The organism is Bradyrhizobium sp. 147, from assembly GCF_023073935.1.
Classification (GTDB): domain Bacteria; phylum Pseudomonadota; class Alphaproteobacteria; order Rhizobiales; family Xanthobacteraceae; genus Bradyrhizobium.
In genome coordinates this window covers 20,073-38,695 of sequence record NZ_JADPKL010000141.1, presented here as the reverse complement: position 1 = coordinate 38,695, position 18,623 = coordinate 20,073, and the positions used below count along the sequence as shown (strand labels likewise).

Here is an 18,623-nt window from a genome sequence, read left to right as displayed (position 1 = left end):
CAGGCCAATTGACCCGGAGCTTCCGTAGCGCGATGCTGACACACAGTTTGGAGGCCCACGACGTCCCTTGACCCAGCACTCGCGCGATACCCCGCAATTTTACCTCACGGCGCCCTCCCCGTGCCCCTATCTGCCGGGCCGGCATGAGCGCAAGGTGTTTACGCACCTCGTGGGTGAGCGCGCCGGTGACCTCAACGATCTCCTGACCCATGGCGGGTTCCGCCGCAGCCAGTCGATTGCGTACCGTCCCGCCTGCGACCAGTGCCGCGCCTGCGTCTCCGTCCGGGTTGTCGCCAATGAGTTCCGGCCGTCCCGCAACTTCAGGAAAGTGCTGGCGCGCAACGCCGACATCATCGGCGAGCAGCGCAGCGCCGTTCCCACCTCCGAGCAATATTCGATATTCCGCGCCTATCTCGACGCCCGCCATCGCCATGGCGGCATGGCCGACATGACCGTGCTCGACTACGCCATGATGGTCGAGGACAGCCATGTCGAGACCCGCATCATCGAGTACCGCAAACGCGGCCCCGACAGCGGCCTCACCGGCCGCGGCGAGGAACTGATCGCGGTGGCGCTGACCGACGTGCTCAGCGACGGACTGTCGATGGTCTATTCGTTCTTCGAGCCGAGCCAGGTCAGCCGCTCGATGGGCACCTTCATGATCCTCGACCACATCGCCCGCGCGCGCCGGCAAGGGCTGCCCTACGTCTATCTCGGCTACTGGATCGAGGGCTCGAAGAAGATGGACTACAAGGCCCGCTTCCTGCCGCAGCAGCGCCTCGCGCCCTCAGGCTGGCTTCGCGTCGACGCGCAGGGGGATGTGGCATCCGAGCCGCAAGACTGAAGAAGCGAATGGTGAGTGGCGATAGCGAGTAGGTGAAACGCTCCCCATTCACTACTCGCCACTCACCCGAACAGCGTGTCCGCCAGCAGCTTCAGGTTCAAAACAACGATCACGCCTGCGACGATCCACGCGATCGCGGCGACTGACATCGGAATCGCGAACTTCCCCATCTTGCGGCGGTCGGAGACGAAGCGGACCAGCGGGATGACGGCGAAGGGCAGTTGCATCGACAGCACGACCTGGCTGAACACCAGCAAATCGGCGGTGCCGCGCTCGCCATAGATCGCGGTGACGACGATCACGGGAATGATGGCTATGCCGCGCGTGAGCAGGCGGCGCGCCCAGCTCGGCAGACGCAGATCGAGAAAGCCTTCCATCACGATCTGGCCGGCGAGCGTCGCCGTGACCGTTGAATTGAGGCCGGAGGCGAGCAGCGCCACCGCGAACAGCGTCGAGGCGATGCCGAGACCGAGCAGCGGCGACAGCAGTTCAAAAGCCTGGCCGATCTCGGCGACGTCGGAATGGCCGCTTCTGTGGAAGGTCGCAGCAGCGACGATAAGGATGGCGGCATTGATGAACAGCGCCAGCATCAGGGCGATGGTCGAGTCCGTCGTCGCCCATTTGATCGCCTCGCGCCGGCCAGCGTCATTGCGCTCATAGGCGCGCGTCTGAACGATCGAGGAGTGCAGGTAGAGATTATGCGGCATCACGGTCGCGCCGATGATGCCGATCGCGATGTACAGCATCTCGGAATTGGTGAAGATCTCGGTCTTTGGCACGAAGCCACGCAGCACCTCCGCAACCGGCGGCGCCGCAGCCACGATCTGGACGGCGAAGCAGACCGCGATGACGCCAAGCAGCGCGATCACGAAGGCTTCGAGGAAACGGAAGCCGCGATTCATCAGGAGCAGCAGCAGGAAAGCGTCAAGCGCGGCGAGCAGCGCGCCGCCGATCAGGGGAATGCCGAACAGCAGCTTCAGCGCGATCGCGGTGCCGATGACTTCGGCGAGATCGCACGCGATGATCGCCGCCTCGCAGGCAAGCCAGAGCAGGAAGTTCACCACCGGCGAATAGGTCGCGCGGCAGGCCTGCGCGAGGTCGCGGTCGGTGACGATGCCGAGCCGCGCTGCCAGCGACTGCAGCAGGATCGCCATCAAATTCGAGAGCAGGATGACCGAGAGCAGCGTGTAGCCGAACTTCGATCCGCCGGCGAGGTCGGTCGCCCAGTTGCCGGGATCCATGTAGCCGACCGAGACGAGATAGCCCGGACCGACGAAGGCCAGCAGCCGCCGCCACCAGCGGCCGGCGGCCGGAATGGCAATTGTGGAATTGACCTCGGCGAGGCTCTTGGTGGTGGGCGCATCGGTGCGCCAGCCGGCGGCGTCTTGGCTCAGGGCTCGGGTCAGATGGGGTGATTGGGCATCCATGGCGGCAGAATACCTGACTTGTTTCTTATTGCAACTCATTTGCAACTGCATCTAGCCGTACCGGTTCTCAGCGCAGACCCGTGGCCCTTGTCGGGAAGCGGGTGGGTTCGGCGGTCCTCGCGGGCGAACATGGGCGCAAATTCGCCTTTTGCAGGATAGAGCCATGTCAACGCCCCCGCGCCTCCCTGACACCTTCAACCGCCTCGCCTGGTCGAACCTCGCGGCGCAATCGGCCGAGCAGATCGCACTGGCCGCAGCGCCCATCGTTGCCGTGCTGACGCTGGGGGTCGCCGAAGGCCGGACCGGCCTGCTGCAGACCGCCCTCACTTTGCCCTTTGTCCTGTTCGCCATTCCCGCTGGCGTGCTCGCCGACCGCATCTCCCGCCGCTGGCTGATGGCGGGAGCCGAGGCGGTGCGGACCGCTGCACTCGCGGCCATCGTCCTCCTGCTGGCGCTGGGCGCGCTCAATTTGCCGCTGCTGGCGCTGCTCGGCTTTGCCGCTGTGTGCGGCACCGTCGTCTACAGCGTGGCGGCACCGGCACTGGTGCCCTCGCTGGTCAGTTCGGACCTTTTGCCGGCGGCGAATGCGCGGATCGAGCTCGCGCGCACCATCGCGTTTGCGAGCGGACCTGCGCTCGGCGGCGCGCTGGTGGGCTGGTGGGGCGCAAGCCCGGCCTTCGGCTTTGCGGCTGCGCTGTCGGCGATCGCCGTGGTGCTGCTCGCCGGCATCTACGAGCCCGCGCGGGCAACATCTCCGCGGCGCCATCCGTTCCAGGATATCCGCGAAGGCGCGGCCTTCGTGTTTCACCATCCGCTGCTGCGGCCGGTGTTCATCACCCAATTCATCTTCAACACCGGCTGGTTCTTGCAGATCGCGGTGTTCGTGCCCTATGCCGTGCGTCATCTCGGCCTCACCGCCGCCGGCGTCGGCACCGTGCTGACGATGTACGGCGTCGGCATGGTGATCGGCGCGCTGGTCGCCACCCGCGTGATGCAGCGCGTCGCGTTCGGCGCGGTCGTCGGCCTCGGCCCCGTCACCGGCTTCGTCGCAGCATTGGTGATGGCGCTGACGGTGCTGGTCCCCTCGCCCTGGCTTGCGGCTTTGAGCTTCTTCTTGCTCGGCGTCGGACCGATCCTGTGGGTGATCTCGACCACGACGCTGCGCCAGTCGGTGACGCCGCCGCGCCTTCTGGGGCGCGTCTCCGCCATCAACATCATGAGCTACGGCGCCCGCCCGCTCGGCTCGGCGCTGGGCGCAATCGTCGGCGGGTTCTGGAGCGCGGAGGCCTGCCTCTATCTCGCAGCGGCAGTGTTCGGCGTACAGGCCCTGGTGATCCTGCTGTCACCGGCGGTGGCGCTCGACCGGCAGCCGGACATGGTGGGGGACGAAGTGGTGGCGGGGTGCTGAAGCCCGGTCATTCCGGGGCGATGCTGGTGAAATCACCTACCCCGCCAGATAGCGCTCGTAGCTCCCCGTCACCGGCTCGCTGACATCGACGTCGGGATCGAGCGTGTAGAGGTCCTGCGCGCGGCCGATGCCGCGCAGTGCGTAGCGGCCGGTGGAGACGAGATAGCGCCGGCCGGCGGCGTCGAGACCCTTGTAGAATTCCGAGGACGCGAGCAGTTCGCGATCGACCGAGCGGCTCATCGAGGCGATGCGACTGACTTCGTTGACGGTCGGTCCAACCACGGTGAAGTCGAGCCGGTCCTCGCTGCCGATATTGCCGTAGAAGACCTCCCCGACATGCAGACCGATATAGGCCGACGTGGTGGGACGACCGTCGGCCGCGCGGCGTGCGTTCAGCGCCGCGACGTTCTTGCGAAACAGATGCTCCGCCCGTAGCGCGGCGCGGCGCGCCGCCGCCATGTCCTCGCCGGTGAACATCGCAAGCACGCCGTCGCCGATCAGCTTCAGCACGTCGCCGCCCGCATCGTGGATCGGGTCGATCACCGCTTGCGCATAGTCGTTGAGGAACGGAATGATCTCGTCGGGACCGATGCTCTCGCTGATCCCGGTCGAGCCACGCAAGTCCGAATACCAGAGCACGGCGCTGATGCGCTCGGTGACGCCGCGCGAGATACGTCCGCGCAGCACCTGCTCGGAGGCGTCCCGCCCGAGATAGACGCGGCCGAGCGTGCGGGCGATGTCGACCTGCTGTGCCGATTTGATCGCGAGCCCCAGCACCGGCACCAGATCGCGCAGGGCTTCGAGCTCGGGTTCGGAGAACCCGCTGTCACGACGCGTCGTCCAGCAGGAATAGAGGCAATCCATCAGGCCGAGCGCGCCGTTCTCGCCGAAGCGGTGTACGAAGGCGAGATAATGCTTGTGCCCCTTCTCGGCGAGCTCGCCGATCTGCGAGAAATCCAGCGACGGCGCGTCGGCGAGATCGATCACCATCTCGTCGTGGCCATGCTCGAGCATGTGGAAGAACACCGAGCGGCGCCAGCTCTTGGCCGCATCGCCTTCGGCGGTCGAGCCGTATTCGAACGCGTCGCTCTCGTTGCTCGACCGGTCGCTCCAGCGAAAGCCGCGACCCTCATAGATCGGATGCAGCGTGTCGATGACGACGAGCCCGCGCGATAGTTCCAGCCCCTCGGCGCGGCATCGCTCGCAGAAACCACGCAGCAGTTCCGGTTCGGGCAGGCTGGTAAGGCCCTGGCCGGCGATCCAGTTCATCAATTCGAGGCGCGAGGTCAATTGCATGCGCCATTATGGCGTGCATTCGTGACGAGCGAAAGGCGCGAGCCACGCGCGGGCCGTGCGCAAGGCTCCCATCCCTTGCAGATCGAATATGTCGCAGGGGCGGTTGACGTGTTCGCCGCGCGCGCGGCAGATGCCCATAATGACGAGCTTGTCGGCCAGAATCGGAGCCACGCGCAGATGAGCCGGCGCCAGCTTCCGATTATCCTGGCGCTTGGCGCCACGCAGACCCTGGCCTGGGCTTCCAGCTATTATCTGCCGGCGCTGCTCGCCGATCCCATGGCGCACGACCTCGGCATTTCCTCCAACTGGATCTTTGCCGCGTTCTCGGCTTCGCTCGTGATCTCGGCGATGCTCGGCCCGCGCATCGGGCGGCAGATCGATCTCGTCGGCGGGCGGCAGGTGCTTTCGGCCTCGAACCTGACCATCGCCGCCGGCCTCGTCCTCCTCGGCCTCTCGCACTCGGTGGCAGTGATGGCGATCGCCTGGCTCATTCTCGGCATCGGCATGGCGATGGGCCTTTACGACGCCGCCTTCGCCGCTCTGGGGCGCATCTACGGCACCGAGGCGCGCAGGCCCATCACCGGCATCACGCTGATGGCGGGCTTCGCCTCGACGGTCGGCTGGCCGCTCACCGCGTGGGGTCTGTCCCATATCGGCTGGCGCGAGACCTGCTTTGCCTGGGCGGCTGCCAATATCCTGATCGGCCTGCCCCTCAACTTCTTCATGCTGCCGGTGATCAGGGGCGCGAGGCAGACGGCAGCGACCGCCGAGAAGCCGCATTTGCCGCTCGACCGCACCATGATCCTGCTTGCCTTCATCTTCGCCGCGGTCTGGACCGTCACCGGCGCGATGGCCGCGCATTTCCCCCGCATCCTGGAGACGACGGGCGCAACACCCGTCGAAGCCATCGCGGCGGGCGCGCTGATCGGCCCGGCCCAGGTCGGCGCGCGCATGCTCGAGGCGGGCTTCCTCAGCCGCTTCCATCCGCTGTGGTCGACGCGGCTCGCCTGCCTCACCCATCCGATCGGCGCGGTGGTCGTCGCGATCTTCGGCGGCGCTGCGGCGAGCGCGTTTGCGCTGTTCCACGGCTCCGGCAACGGTATCCTGACGATCGCGCGCGGCACGCTGCCGCTCGCGATTTTCGGACCGAAGGACTTTGGCTACCGTCTCGGCATCATCGGCGCACCGGCGCGGATGGCCCAGGCCGTGGCGCCGCTCGCGTTCGGTCTGCTGATCGACGTCATGGGCGCCAAGGTGCTGATCGTCTCCTCCGCGCTCAGCCTGTCGGCGTTGGCGGCGTTGTTCCTGATCCGCGCCGGGCCGCGCCCGGATTGACCGCCCGGCCCCTTTCGCGCACAAGCGGGCCATGAGCGAAGACCCCGGCCCGCCGCGCACGTTCAAAGGCCTCCTGCGCTGGGCGACCACGCCGCCGCAGGCCTGGGGCGTCTATCTCCTCGCCGTCCTGCTGGTCTGGCTGCTCTCGTTCTATGCCGGCACGCTGAAGCCGAAGAAGCCGCCGGAAGCGAGTCCGCCCACGGTGACCTTCCCGCGGAGCTAGGCGGGCTTCGTCTCGCTGGTCGCGATCCAGATTCCGGCGAACACCGCAACCAATCCGACAAGCAGATGAGGCGTAATCGGCTCGCGGATGAGGAGCGCAGCAAGCAGAGCGGCGGCGATCGGATTGATCGTCATCGTGTTGGCGACGCGAGTCGGCGTTGCCCGCTCCAGCGCCATGACCCAGAGGATGAAGGCGAGTGCGCCGCCGCCAATGCCGAGATAGACGCCGGCAATCCACTGCGCCGTGGTGAAGTGCTCGAGCGCCGCAAAGCTGCCTCTCACCAGACCCGCCAGCACCAGCACGACGGCACCCGCACCCATGCCGACGGTGAGAAAGCCGAGCGCGCTCGAGCGCTGCATCAACGGACGCGACAATACGTTGTAGAATGCCATGCAGAACACGGCTGCGGTCATGATCAATTCGCCGCGCCAGGCCCCTGGCGGACTGTGCGCCAGGCCGGTAGCCAGCGCTGCCGCCACGCCGAGCACGGCGATGCCGACACCCGTGATCTTGCGCGCCGTCAGCCGCTCGACGCCAAGGAGCGCCCCCACCACCATCGTGTGAAGCGGCAGCGCCGCGAGCGCAAGACTGGCGCGGGCAGCGGTCGTGTAGGACACCGCGATGTTGTAGAGGATGAAGAACAGACCGAAGAAGCTGATGCCGAGCAGCGCCACGGTCGGCCAATCGGACCGCTGCGGCCAACGCACGCCAAGCAGCAGCGCGCATGGCACGAGGCAGAGAAAGCCGATCCCCCAGCGCAGGATCGCGAGCATGATCGGATCGGCGCCGCCGACGAGATAGCGGGTAATGGCCGCCGCCGTGCCACCGAGGCTGCTCGACGCCAGCGCGATCACAACCCCGGCCCATTCGCCCACCGCTGTCTCCTGTCGCGGAGCTTTTGGCGGGCCTAGCACGAAGCTGCTGCCATCGTCGTGGCAGCAGCTTCGTCACACGCCCAGCGCGTCCGGTCCGATGCGATCGGAACGGAAGCTCTGGATGCTTGTTTTGACGCGTTTTCTTGGCGCGAACCGGTGCCCACTTCGCTCGAAAACGCTCTACTCGTAAAACTCCGGCGCCAGCTTCTGGCTGTCGCGCTGGGCCTTGTCGTGGTTGATCCAGAGCTGCGCTTTTTCCCTGGCGAGCGTGTCGGCGATCTTCTGCATCGAGGCCGCGCTCTGGTCCTTGTTGACGTTCATGCTCGGCACGCGGCGGTTGTCCCAATTGTCCTTGAAGTGGACGGCATCGCCCGACAGGATCACCGCGCCGGTTTTTGGCAGTTTCACCAGCAGCGACTGGTGTCCCGGCGTATGGCCGGGCGTGGATAGAATGGTCACGCTGCCGTCGCCGAACACGTCCTTGTCGCCTGCGAGCTGCTCGACCGGATGCGACGGCTTGAAGCGCGGCGCGTTATTGGGCCCGGGCCAGTCGTATTCGGCCTTCTGCACGTAGAGCATGGACTGCGGAAACAGCTCGACATTGCCGGTATGATCGGGATGCGTGTGCGAGACAGCCATCGCCTTGACGTCGTCGGGCTTGAGCCCGAGCTGTTCGAGCTGGGCGGCAAGCGTCTTCGGACGGCGCCAAGTGACGGCTTTGGGATCGGCGGGCGCGAGTCCATTCGGCATCGCGGCGACGGAATCCGCAATGCCGGTGTCCCACAGGAACCAGCCCTTGGCGTGCTTGATGAGATAGCAGCTGTCGACGAAGTCCATCGCCTTGCCCTCGTTGAGGCCAGGCGTCCAGCGCGAGAGGTCGCCGGCGGTGCCCTCGCCGCAATTGAGCACGTAGAGCTTTTCGACCCCGGTTTTCTCCGATTGCGCCAGCGCTGAAGCGCCGGGCAGAGCGAGTGCAGCGATGGCGAGCGCGAGCTTGATCCTCGGCATCATTGTTGTTCCTCCCGTACAGGGCGACGACCGAGGATCAACCCCGGCCCGTTCGCGAAATTCCCGTCAAGCCAATCAATGCGGGCAGGTCTCGACTTCGACCGTGACGTGGCTGAGGCCCTTCAGCCCCGCGAGCCGCCGCTTGTAGACGGCCGGCTGCTTCGGCTGGTCCGACACCACCGAGAGCAGCACGGCACAATGGCCGGGCCCCACCTGCCACAGATGCAAATCGGTGACGCGGTCCTCGCCGACTTCCATCCGCGCTCGGATCACCCGCTCCAGCTTCTCGTCGGCGCGCACGTCGAGCAGCACCGCCCCCGATGACTTGATCAGGCCGAACGCCCAGCTCGCGATCACGGCGCTGCCGATCAGCCCGACGGCTGGATCGGCCCAGACCCAGCCCGAATACATCGCGACGGCGAGTGCTGCGATCGCCAGCACCGAGGTCGCTGCGTCCGCCATGACGTGCACATAGGCGGCGCGAAGATTGTTGTCGTGATGATGATGGTGATGGCCATGATCATCCTGGTCGTGGTCATGATCGTCGTGATGATCATGCGCGTGGCTGTGGCCGTGATGATGATCGTGGCTGCCGCGCAAGAGCCACGCGCTCGCGAGATTGACGCACAGGCCGAGCGCGGCGACCGCGATTGCCTCGGCATAGACGATCGGCACCGGCGTGATCAGCCGCAGCACGCTCTCATATGCGATCTCGATCGCGATCAGGCCGAGGATGATCGCGCTAGAGAAGGCGGCGAGATCGCCGAACTTGCCGGTGCCGAAGGTGAAATGCGCATTCCCCAGGTGCCGGCGCGCGAAACGATAGGCAAAGGCGGCGATGCCGAGCGCCGCCGCATGGGTGCCCATGTGCCAGCCGTCGGCCAGCAGCGCCATCGATCCGAACAGCGAGCCGGCGACGATCTCGCCGACCATCATGACCAGCGTCAGGACGACCACGAGCCAGGTACGCCGCTCGTTCTCGTCGTGCTTGTCGCCAAGAAAGGCGTGGTCATGGGTCCATTGTTCGATGGAGTGGGAATGCATCGAATTCTCCAGAAGATTCAGGTCTGTCGGCCTGCAGTATAGACCGCCGAGGCGCGATTTTCTAAGGTCCAATCGTGCCGCGGATTGACAGTCCTGCTTAGTTTCGCTGTAATCGGCGCCATGGGGATTTGAGCGATCTCCCCACGAGGCGACACGCCCAAGCATCGCGTCCCGTTCGTTTCTTGCGAGGACGCATCATGTCTACTTTCACGACCATCTCATCTGACAAATTGGCACGGCTGATCGGCACCGCGAACAGCCCTGCCCTCATCGATGTACGCACCGAGGAGGATTTTGCCGCCGACCGGCGGCTGATCCCAGGCTCTATCAAGCTCAGTCACGACAAGGTGACGGACTGGGGCGGCAACTTCGCGGGCCGAAGGGCCATCGTCTCCTGCCTGCGCGGTGAAAAGCTCGCGCAGGGCACGGCGGCGTGGCTGCGCCAGCTCGGCGTCGAGGCTGAGACCCTGGAGGGCGGCTTCGAGGGCTGGAAAGCGGCAAACCTGCCGCTGCTCGACACGCGCAAGCTGCCGCCGCGCGATGCCAGAGGGCGCACTGTCTGGGTCACGCGGGCCCGGCCGAAGGTCGATCGCATCGCTTGCCCCTGGCTGATCCGCCGCTTTGTCGATCCCAATGCGGTGTTCCTGTATGTAGCACCGTCCGAGGTGATCGGCGTCGGCGAGCGGTTCAATGCAGCTCCCTTCGACATTGAGAACGTGTTCTGGAGCCACCGCGGCGAGCTCTGCACCTTCGACGTCATGATCGAGGAATTCGGGATCGCCTCGCCGCCTCTGCTCCGGCTGGCGACGCTGGTGCGCGGCGCCGACACCGCGCGGCCTGATCTTGCGCCAGAAGCGCCGGGCCTGCTCGCGGCCTCGCTCGGACTGTCGCGCATGTATGACGACGACCTCGCGCAGCTCGAGGCTGGCATGCTGCTCTACGACGCCTTCTACCGCTGGTGCCGCGACGCCACCACCGAGACCCACAACTGGCCGACCAACAAGGTGAAGGCGTAATGGATATCCGCAACGTTCAAGCAGGAGCTGATGCCGGTCACGGCGTCAGCTTCGGTGAAGCCTTTCGCGTCTGGCTCCGCGTCGCCTCTTTGAGCTTCGGCGGGCCCGCGGGCCAGATCGCGGTGATGCATCGTATTCTGGTCGAAGAGAAGAAGTGGATCTCTGAAGGCCGCTTCCTGCACGCGCTGAATTACTGCATGCTGCTGCCGGGACCGGAAGCACAACAGCTTGCCACCTATGTGGGCTGGCTGATGCATCGCACCGCCGGCGGGCTGATGGCGGGCGGGCTGTTCATCCTGCCCGGCATCATCGCCATCATGGGCCTGAGTTACGTCTACGCCGCCTATGGCAATGTCAGCTTCGTCGAGGCGCTGTTTTTCGGACTGAAAGCCGCCGTGCTCGCCATCGTCGTCGAGGCCGTGGTCCGCGTCGGCAAGCGCGCGCTGAAGAACCGCATCATGATGGCGCTCGCGGCCGCGGCCTTCATCGCCATCTTCTTCTTTGCGGTCCCCTTCCCGATCATCATCATCGCCGCCGGCATCATCGGCTATGCCGGCGCGCGCGCTGGCCGGCCGGAATTCGCACCGGCTGGTCACGGCCACGGCGGCAGCGGCGCCGCGATCGACAGCATGCTCGGCGAAGCCGTGCCCGAGCACGTGCGGCCCAATACGGCGCGCGCGATCCGCGTCGGCGCGCTGTGGCTGGCGCTCTGGCTCGTGCCGGTGATCGCCCTGCTCGCCGTCTTCGGTCAGGCCAACGTCTTCAGCCAGATCGCACTGTTCTTCTCGAAGATGTCACTGGTCACCTTCGGCGGCGCCTACGCCGTGCTGGCCTATGTCGCGCAACAGGCGGTCGAGCATTATCACTGGCTGAAGCCGCATGAAATGCTGGACGGCCTCGGCATGGCCGAGACCACGCCGGGCCCGCTGATCATGGTGCTGCAGTTCGTCGGCTTCATGGCCGCCTACCGCGACCCGAGCGGTTTGTCGCCGATGCTGGCGGCAACGCTTGGCGGCCTGCTCGCGACCTGGGTCACCTTCACGCCCTGCTTCCTCTGGATCTTTCTCGGCGCGCCCTATATCGAGCGCCTGCGCGGCAACACGGGATTGGCCGGCGCGCTCAGTGCGATCACCGCCGCGGTTGTCGGCGTGATCCTCAACCTCTCGATCTGGTTCGCGCTGCACACGCTGTTCCGCGCGACGGTGCCGGTGAACGCCTTCCCGTTCGACTTCGACATGCCGGTGCTGACGAGCGTCGACGTGCCGGCGCTGGTGCTGTCGATTGCAGCGGCCACCGCGATCTTCCGGTTCAAGCTCGGCATGCTCACAGTTCTCGCCGGCAGTTGTGCCGCGGGCGTGGCGATGCGGGTAGCGGGGGTAATTTAAGGGCCCCCCTTACCAACCACCGCGCGTTTCTTAGCCGCCGGGACGATCAGACCGGCGAAGATCACGAGCGCTATCGCCTGGAATACGCCGAGCATATGAAGGAGAACTTTGCGTACTTCATGGCTCAGCGCCAACACGCATTGCCGCATTGCAATCTTTTCTTAGCAAGCTCGGCGTGAACGCCGGCTTCGACGATGGTAAGAGGAAAGGCGGTCATGTCGAGAATAGCAATCGAGCTTGTGTTGACACTGGTCGCGACCACGAAGGGCCAGCGAGCCGCGAGCCAGATTTGCCCATTTTGCGGACGCACAAAATCCGCCCATCAACCGGTTGAAGCCTCATTTCCGCTAGGATTGACATTGGCGGGCCGCTCCGGTCGGGCGTATGCTGCCGAAAAAGGAGAGAGGTCTTGGAACGGGTGATGACGCGCCGTTCACTGGCGTTTGGTTTGTTGGCAACTGCGACCTTCGCACGGGCAGCTTCCGGCAAAGTGTGGCGCGTCGCTGTAGTTCACCCATCCGAGCTGCCTGAAAATCTGACCGAGAATGGTCGCCGTTCGATCAGCTCCTTCTTCCGTCAACTGAAGCGGCTTGGTTACGTCGAGAACCAAAACATTATCGTTGAGCGATATTCTGCCTTCGGAAGGATCGAGGCTTACAACGACCTTGCGAGGAAGGTGGTGGAAACGAGACCCGATGTAATCGTTTCAATGCACGACGCATTGTCGAATGCTTTCAAGTTGCTGACGAGGTCGATTCCGGTAGCAAGTATCAGTGCCGATCCGATCAAACTGGGCATCGTGTCTAGCCTGTCTCGGCCGGAAGGGAATATAACTGGCGTGAGCGCCGATGCCGGATACGAAGTCTTTGGAAAGCGACTTCAATTTTTGACGGAAACGGTGGGTAAACTCTCGAATACCAGGTTCGTGGCGGCTCCTGCACAACGCACCGCCCCGCACTGGAAATTTGCAGAACAGGCGGCCAAAGAAGCGAACGTACCAATTTCGATCGCCCCGATCGAGAACTATACTCCAGCTGAATACGAGCGAATGTTCGCTCAAGTGGAAGCTGAGAAGGTCGATGGCCTGTTCTTTCCAACAAATCCCGAACACATAACCAATCGCAAGCTTATCGTGGAATTGGCAGCCAATCATCGAATTCCGGCCATCTACAACTATCGCGACTTCGTTGAAGCTGGTGGCCTCATGGCTTACGGCGTCGACCTGACGGAATCGACCCGCCGGCTTGCCGAAATCGTGGACGAGTTGTTGAAGGGTAAGAAGCCGGGCGACATCCCAATCAGCCAGCCGACGAAATTTGAGCTTCTGCTGAATAGACAAGCTGCCGACAAACTCAATCTGAACTTTCCGGCCACGCTGCTGTCGATCGCGGATGAGACGATCTGACAATCGCTCAAGTTGCCTCGCGATGTTGGTCCATGGAAGTGAAACGCCAGCGGCTTCCAAGATGTCTGCAGTGGGTCAAAGGCGGCCTTGGCCAGCTTGCATGACCCTGTTCGGGTCACCTTCAGGAAGCAGACCTCGCGGCGCTCTGAGCTAAGGTCAGCCACGGGCCCTAAAGGCGAATTACACCGTGACCAGCGCAGGGATTTCCGGCCGACGCACGGTGCGCCGGCGCTCTCTCCCATTTGTCAACGTGGTTGACGGTAGTTGCCCGGAATTGCTGTTCCGCAAGCTATTGGATGGAGTCTTCGGGCAACCAGCCATGATGAATATGCCTTCGCAAAACTGGTCGTGGTGGTTGAAGTTCGGCGCATGTGTGATCGGCTGCATCAGCGGTGTCATGGCGCGCGATATGGACTCCCGAGGTGAACGGCGCCATTGAAGTTACCACCGCCTGCACCTCTTCCTTAATGAACCAAGGGCCGGCCACAACGCAACCGGCGACGGTGTCGTCATGCCCGCGGGAGCGCAGCCGCGGCGGACGACCGGACTGATAATCTGATCAATCGGGAAAGGCATTATCATCCAACAGAGGAGTATCCTTATGAAGTTGGCTCAAACATCAGCACTAGTCATTTGTCTGCTCGGCGCGCCAGGGATTTCGCTGGCTGCGGATGCCAAGGGGGATGTGGAGAAGGCATACGCCTCTTGGGATGCCGCATTCAACAAGCACGACGCAAAAGCCATCGGCGCTTCCTATGTCGCCACGGCAAAATTGATGCCGCCCACACATCAGGTGGCGTCAGGTCCGTCTGAGATCGAGAGTTTCTTTGCCGGACTGTTCGCGAACGGCGTGACGGGTCACAAGTTGGAGATGATTGACGCCGGCGGAGACGACAAGGTTGTGTTCGGGACAGCCAAGTGGAGTGCCACGGGTAAGGACAAGGAGGGCAAGCCGTCTCCATTGGGTGGTTTGGCGATGCACGTATTCGAACGCCAAGCCGATGGATCGCTCAAATTGAGGCTGCAAACATTCAACTAAAGCGGTCGAAGCTGATCAGTCCGGTGAGGCGGCGGCCTTACCGGACACCCAGAAGGGCTACTTGTCCTGGTGCAAGATATGTCCGGGGTGGGTAGCAAGCCGTCGACGATGATGACCAAGCGGGACGACTTCCGATTCGCCCTTAGAAGCTGCTGCCGGAACGGGACCTTGAACCGACAGGGCTGCATGGCGGCTAAGGGCCTAGACGCAGGCGCGGCGGACGCGCCGGCAACGCTCAAAGCAGCAGTACCGTCCCTAGTGAGGCCTCGAAGGCTACACAAACAAATCATGCGTCAGATGGTGCTCAACTCTTGCGTGATCAGGGGCGCTTTGCGCGGCGTGCGAAGGGCCAATCAGGTCCGCGTCCTGAATTAGCGCCAGTCCATTTCTTCCGGCGTCGTGCAGAGTATCTCCCACTGCATCCGGTCCGTGGCCGTTCTCAAAATTCTCTGAATGTCTGACCTCTGCCTTATCATTCTTGAAATGAAAGGAATCTTCGAACTGGGGCGCAGCTGCCGTTGCATTCTGGCCCGGCCCCGCTTGCAGAGTTTTAGAACCGCTTATGGGCGCCTTGTGCGAGTCAGCCTCCGAAGCGTCTAAGTCCCGATGCGATTGCCCCCAGTCAGAATCGTGTCCGGTTGAATCGTGCTTGGCAGACTGCTTACCCGCTGCTGCCCGCTGTTCCGAGATATGCAAATCGCGCTGCGATTGTCCATGACCTGGATCGTGTCCCGGTGGCCCGTCTCCGGCGTGTGGCTTACCGGCTGCTGCTCCCTGTTCCGAAACATGCAAATCACGCTGCGATTGTTCATCATTGGATCCGTCTAGTGGAGTCGCGTGTATTGTGCCGTGTTCGGCCTTCCTCGATGCGTCCGTCGCGGCCGCCTGCTCGAGGCCGCTATGATCGATCGGAGCGTCGATGGCGCCGGACCCGACGTGAGGGTTGCCGCCGGCGCCTACGCCATGTTCGCTTGCGAATGCATCGACGATCTGAAGCTCGTCGCTTCTGCCGATGGCATCGCTTCGGCCAGCCTCGAAAACGAATGATTCGTGGCGGCCTTCGGGATTAAGCCAGGCTAGGTTCTCGAACTCGTTTAGGTTCGCATCGGCGCTGCCAGGCATATTAAGGACGCCCAATTCGCTGGTGGCGTTTGCGGCAGCCGACGCAAAGGTATCGCAAAAAGTGAACGCCTGCGCAGGACTGTTAAGGAGTTCGTAAATCGAAACTCCGACCGCCATGAGCATAAACCCGCCAAAGTCACTGATGCTTGACCTCGGAGGGTTGAGTGTCGGCGATGTGATCGTGCTGGCGGCAATATCGGCGCGGGACTCGACGAGCTTGCTGCCCCGCGTCGGGATGTCAGCTGCAGAGTTCTCGGCACGATCGGCTTTACCCACGGCTCTGGCCGTTTTACCCGAAGCCGCGGTCGTTTTTTGGGGGCTGATTTTGATGGTCACGACAGCGCCGGTGTCGTCTGCGGCCATTACCGTGACACTATCGGTAAGCGCATGATCAACTGCGCTCGCGCTCGCGGGTTGAACGTCGTCCAGCGCTGCCCAAATCAGAGCTGCAAGCGCGCCGACCCTGCCGTAAAGGCGCGACAGGGCGAACGTTGCGAGCTCGGTTCGGCTTTTGATCTCAAGCTGCGCAGATATGTGATCAACTCGCGCCTTGATGGTGCCTGTGGCGACGTTGAGCTGGCGCGCAATCTCCTTGTTCGACATACCGCAGGCGACCAGACGTAGGATCTTGTGCTCCAGGTCCGTCAACGCTGCAAGTCCAGTTTCGCCGCACGCGCCCTTGCCGGGCTTGCGGGTAGCCGTCCGATCCGCGGTCGGTGCCACCAGCCTCAGTGACCGGAACAAGGTTTCGGGCTCCTCGCGCATCGGAATCGCAGTGCAGGCACCCGCCGCGACGGCGTCAGCGATATCGCCTCGCGCAACCGATGCTGTGTAGAATACCAAGCGCGTGGGAAGGTTTTCCGCAGTAACGGCGGCGAGCATTTCAGAAGCCGTCACGTCAGAAAATCCGTCCTCTAAAAGGGCGACATCTGGCGTCAACCTCCGGAGTGCTTCGAGGCAACCCGCTCCATTAGTGCATGACGCAACAATCTCGAAGTCACGCTCCGCCGCAAGTAGCGTCCCAAAACCCTGCAGAACGATCGGACGACGATCTGCTATCAGTAGTCGGATACGAAGCACCTGCTCTACCTCGCCCGGCCTTCCGTCCTAAGTTCACCCAGCAGAGGCGAGCTAGCTTGAACGGAGTGACACTCAAGAGCAGCCCGGCAACGCACAACAATCCTCTTGGTTCCTGTAGATTAGTAAGGCGATCGGATGATGTTCATGCTTGCAGCCGATCGATGGCCCTCGGAGAAAAGCCCATCGGATGGGAAATCACAGTGTGGGCAGAACGAGATGAGTAAACCGTCCGCTCAAGGAGCACGCCATGTCTCAGAACCTCAGTGCGACGATCGCGGTGATCGGCATCGATAATGGCAAGAATTCGTGGGTCATGATCACCGCGGTGCCATCGTGCTGCGGCAGAAGTGGTCAAGCCTCCGATCCGCGAGGGTATAGGGTGTCAGTCCACAGCGACCTCTCGAAACGCTGTCGGTGCCATGGACACGCCTCCAAAGCCAAAAGGCCGGGCGTAGACCATGAGCAGGACGAGGCACACAGCGACTGCCGTTGAAAAGATCAACGGGGTCGCCGCCATCGCCGTTCGATTATCGATATGTATCATTGCGATCGTCACGAGGATCAGCATCGTCAAGGCAACGATGACTGCCCACTGGATCGGCGCGATCTGAAGCTGGCTGAGCCGAATTCTATCTCGCCGGACTTCAAACGCATGTTCGATCGCCACCAAAGCGCGCTCCTGGGCCAGTTGCTGAGCGGGTTGTGCGGGCGTAAAGGAAAGGACCGCCGCCATCGCGTCAGTCAATCCAGTCGGGATTGCTTGCAAGGTGGCTTCGCCCCTGCCCATCGCTGGCCAATCCTGCGTTTCGATGAAATGAAGGTGGCGCTTGAGGCTATCGCGCAGATTGTTCCGAACATCCGGTGGCAAAGCATCCGCGAGGAGCAGGGCCTGTCGGAGAGCACTGGCTTCCTGACCGACATATTCCCCGGCGCGATCGACATTTGTCCATACACGCGAGGACAGGAAGGCGAGGAGCAGGGCCAGGATAACCGCTAGAGGCGTCAACGTCACAGGCGAGGCCGCCTTCAGCTCCCTCACCACTGCGCGCCGGGACAGGATTGCCGCTGCGCCGAAAATCGCAATCGTCAACACGTAACAAAAGCCGAATACAAGAAGCATGATGCCGAGAATCGAATGGGACTCAATCCAATGCAACATTGGTCCTCCGGAGCTGGCTACTCCTGCCTTCTAGAATACGCCCCGAGTCCCCTGACCGGAAGGCCACACCGCACGGGTGCTGCAGGCCAGCGGGCATTCGCGTGGTGCCGAGGACGACACCGACTAGGATCGGGAATATGCTTTGCCGACAATCGGCAGATGCCGAAGCCGTTAACCGCTGCGCCGCGGCAGCTCGAACCCCGATGTCCGGAGGGGTCAGGAGCCCTCGATAATGCTCGAGCGGGCGACTTCCGCTTTGCCCATTAGAGGATGCCGTTCAGGAGCACCAGCCCAGGACGCGACATGGCCCTCAGCGTGCGGTCGCTGTGGTGATGGGACCGCGATCTTGCGCCCATCTTATTGAGTTATTGAGTATCTGACTGGATCATCAGGTCGGCGAGCCCGATGTTGAAAAGCTGCGAAACGGCCGTAACTAGCTGCGCGGGAGCAAGTGGCTTCAGAAGGATGCTTATTGGGTACTCCTTCAGATGACCATACGGCGCCACCTTCACAATGAGGCGGCTTACCCAATTGCCGACGAGCTGATCCGGCAGAGGATAACTTTTTGTCTTCTGTAGCGGGTACGACGCCAATGTTATTCCGGAGCGATTTACAGGTGTGAGCCCGGTGGCACAAACCTGTTGACCTGCCAAAGCTCGTCGGATCACATCCCGCAACTCTGTCGGTGACAACCTGCTGAGGTGCGCATCTGAGTCCAACTCCGTTCTGGGTCCAGCAGGCGACATTCACGACATGAAAGAGGCCGCCAACTGAAGCGGCCCTCTAAGTGAATAGTGCCCCCGGATCCTCTTAGTAAGCACCCGAGGTCAATCTTCTGGTCCGATACCGCTAGTCACAACGGCGGATCCTGCGGACCGAACCGTCGTCGCGCTCGATCGTGACGGTGCGGCAGTCACCGCGATATCCGCGATCATATCCGTAGGCGCGATAAGCGGG

At 63.2% G+C, this 18,623-nt stretch carries 16 protein-coding genes; 9 read left to right on the top strand and 7 right to left on the bottom strand.

Features of this window, described 5'->3' with window-relative positions; translation table 11 throughout:
* The first annotated feature begins 67 nt into the window (after window positions 1–67).
* Window positions 68–844: an arginyltransferase gene (locus IVA87_RS33485; protein ID WP_247277061.1), complete on the top strand. Its 777-nt coding sequence runs from the start codon at window positions 68–70 to the stop codon at window positions 842–844.
* A gap of 62 nt (window positions 845–906) precedes the next feature.
* Here the strand turns inward: IVA87_RS33485 and IVA87_RS33480 are convergent, their stop codons facing one another.
* Window positions 907–2,271: an Nramp family divalent metal transporter gene (locus IVA87_RS33480; protein WP_247337338.1), complete on the bottom strand. Its 1,365-nt coding sequence runs from the start codon at window positions 2,269–2,271 to the stop codon at window positions 907–909.
* A gap of 163 nt (window positions 2,272–2,434) precedes the next feature.
* Here IVA87_RS33480 and IVA87_RS33475 point away from each other — a divergent pair, with 163 nt between their 5' ends.
* Window positions 2,435–3,679 (top strand): MFS transporter, encoded by a 1,245-nt coding sequence (locus IVA87_RS33475; protein ID WP_247337336.1) that lies wholly within the window; start codon window positions 2,435–2,437, stop codon window positions 3,677–3,679.
* Between the two features lie 36 nt (window positions 3,680–3,715).
* Here IVA87_RS33475 and IVA87_RS33470 read toward each other — a convergent pair whose 3' ends face one another.
* Window positions 3,716–4,975 (bottom strand): adenylate/guanylate cyclase domain-containing protein, encoded by a 1,260-nt coding sequence (locus tag IVA87_RS33470; RefSeq protein WP_247337334.1) that lies wholly within the window; start codon window positions 4,973–4,975, stop codon window positions 3,716–3,718.
* 177 nt (window positions 4,976–5,152) lie between these two features.
* On the opposite strand from IVA87_RS33470, the gene IVA87_RS33465 reads away from it, so the two are divergent.
* Together IVA87_RS33465 and IVA87_RS33460 are read left to right on the top strand one after the other, a co-directional pair.
* The gene (locus IVA87_RS33465) at window positions 5,153–6,310 is read left to right on the top strand and encodes an MFS transporter (protein ID WP_247299696.1); all 1,158 of its coding nucleotides are present in this window, start codon (window positions 5,153–5,155) and stop codon (window positions 6,308–6,310) included.
* A gap of 31 nt (window positions 6,311–6,341) precedes the next feature.
* Complete coding sequence (locus tag IVA87_RS33460; RefSeq protein ID WP_247299639.1) at window positions 6,342–6,533, top strand: hypothetical protein; 192 nt, start codon at window positions 6,342–6,344, stop codon at window positions 6,531–6,533.
* On the opposite strand, the gene IVA87_RS33455 is transcribed toward IVA87_RS33460, so the two are convergent.
* From IVA87_RS33455 to dmeF, 3 genes are all read right to left on the bottom strand, one after another.
* On the bottom strand, window positions 6,530–7,408 hold the full coding sequence (locus IVA87_RS33455) for a DMT family transporter (RefSeq protein ID WP_247299641.1): 879 nt from the start codon (window positions 7,406–7,408) through the stop codon (window positions 6,530–6,532). The two genes, IVA87_RS33460 and IVA87_RS33455, sit on opposite strands and share 4 nt — an antisense overlap.
* A gap of 180 nt (window positions 7,409–7,588) precedes the next feature.
* Window positions 7,589–8,419 carry an N-acyl homoserine lactonase family protein gene (locus tag IVA87_RS33450; protein ID WP_247337331.1) on the bottom strand — a complete coding sequence of 277 codons (831 nt, stop codon included), beginning with the start codon at window positions 8,417–8,419 and terminating at the stop codon, window positions 7,589–7,591.
* 72 nt (window positions 8,420–8,491) lie between these two features.
* A complete protein-coding gene (gene dmeF, locus IVA87_RS33445; protein WP_247299644.1) occupies window positions 8,492–9,460 on the bottom strand; it encodes a CDF family Co(II)/Ni(II) efflux transporter DmeF in 969 nt (322 codons plus the stop codon).
* A 197-nt stretch (window positions 9,461–9,657) separates the two neighbouring features.
* Here dmeF and IVA87_RS33440 point away from each other — a divergent pair, with 197 nt between their 5' ends.
* From IVA87_RS33440 to IVA87_RS33420, 5 genes are all read left to right on the top strand, one after another.
* Window positions 9,658–10,476 (top strand): chromate resistance protein ChrB domain-containing protein, encoded by an 819-nt coding sequence (locus IVA87_RS33440; RefSeq protein ID WP_247299705.1) that lies wholly within the window; start codon window positions 9,658–9,660, stop codon window positions 10,474–10,476.
* Window positions 10,476–11,861 carry a chromate efflux transporter gene (chrA, locus tag IVA87_RS33435; protein ID WP_247299646.1) on the top strand — a complete coding sequence of 462 codons (1,386 nt, stop codon included), beginning with the start codon at window positions 10,476–10,478 and terminating at the stop codon, window positions 11,859–11,861. Before IVA87_RS33440 ends, chrA begins: the two co-directional genes overlap by 1 nt.
* A gap of 418 nt (window positions 11,862–12,279) precedes the next feature.
* Window positions 12,280–13,266, top strand: coding sequence for an ABC transporter substrate-binding protein (locus IVA87_RS33430; RefSeq protein ID WP_247299706.1), 987 nt, complete (start codon window positions 12,280–12,282; stop codon window positions 13,264–13,266).
* A gap of 187 nt (window positions 13,267–13,453) precedes the next feature.
* The gene (locus tag IVA87_RS33425; RefSeq protein WP_247299649.1) at window positions 13,454–13,705 is read left to right on the top strand and encodes a hypothetical protein; all 252 of its coding nucleotides are present in this window, start codon (window positions 13,454–13,456) and stop codon (window positions 13,703–13,705) included.
* A gap of 162 nt (window positions 13,706–13,867) precedes the next feature.
* Window positions 13,868–14,305: a nuclear transport factor 2 family protein gene (locus IVA87_RS33420; protein ID WP_247299650.1), complete on the top strand. Its 438-nt coding sequence runs from the start codon at window positions 13,868–13,870 to the stop codon at window positions 14,303–14,305.
* Between the two features lie 273 nt (window positions 14,306–14,578).
* Here IVA87_RS33420 and IVA87_RS33415 read toward each other — a convergent pair whose 3' ends face one another.
* Window positions 14,579–16,507, bottom strand: coding sequence for a response regulator transcription factor (locus IVA87_RS33415; protein WP_247299652.1), 1,929 nt, complete (start codon window positions 16,505–16,507; stop codon window positions 14,579–14,581).
* Window positions 16,508–16,889: 382 nt separating this feature from the next.
* A complete protein-coding gene (locus IVA87_RS33410; RefSeq protein ID WP_247299655.1) occupies window positions 16,890–17,666 on the bottom strand; it encodes a DUF4239 domain-containing protein in 777 nt (258 codons plus the stop codon).
* Window positions 17,667–18,623: the final 957 nt, after the last annotated feature.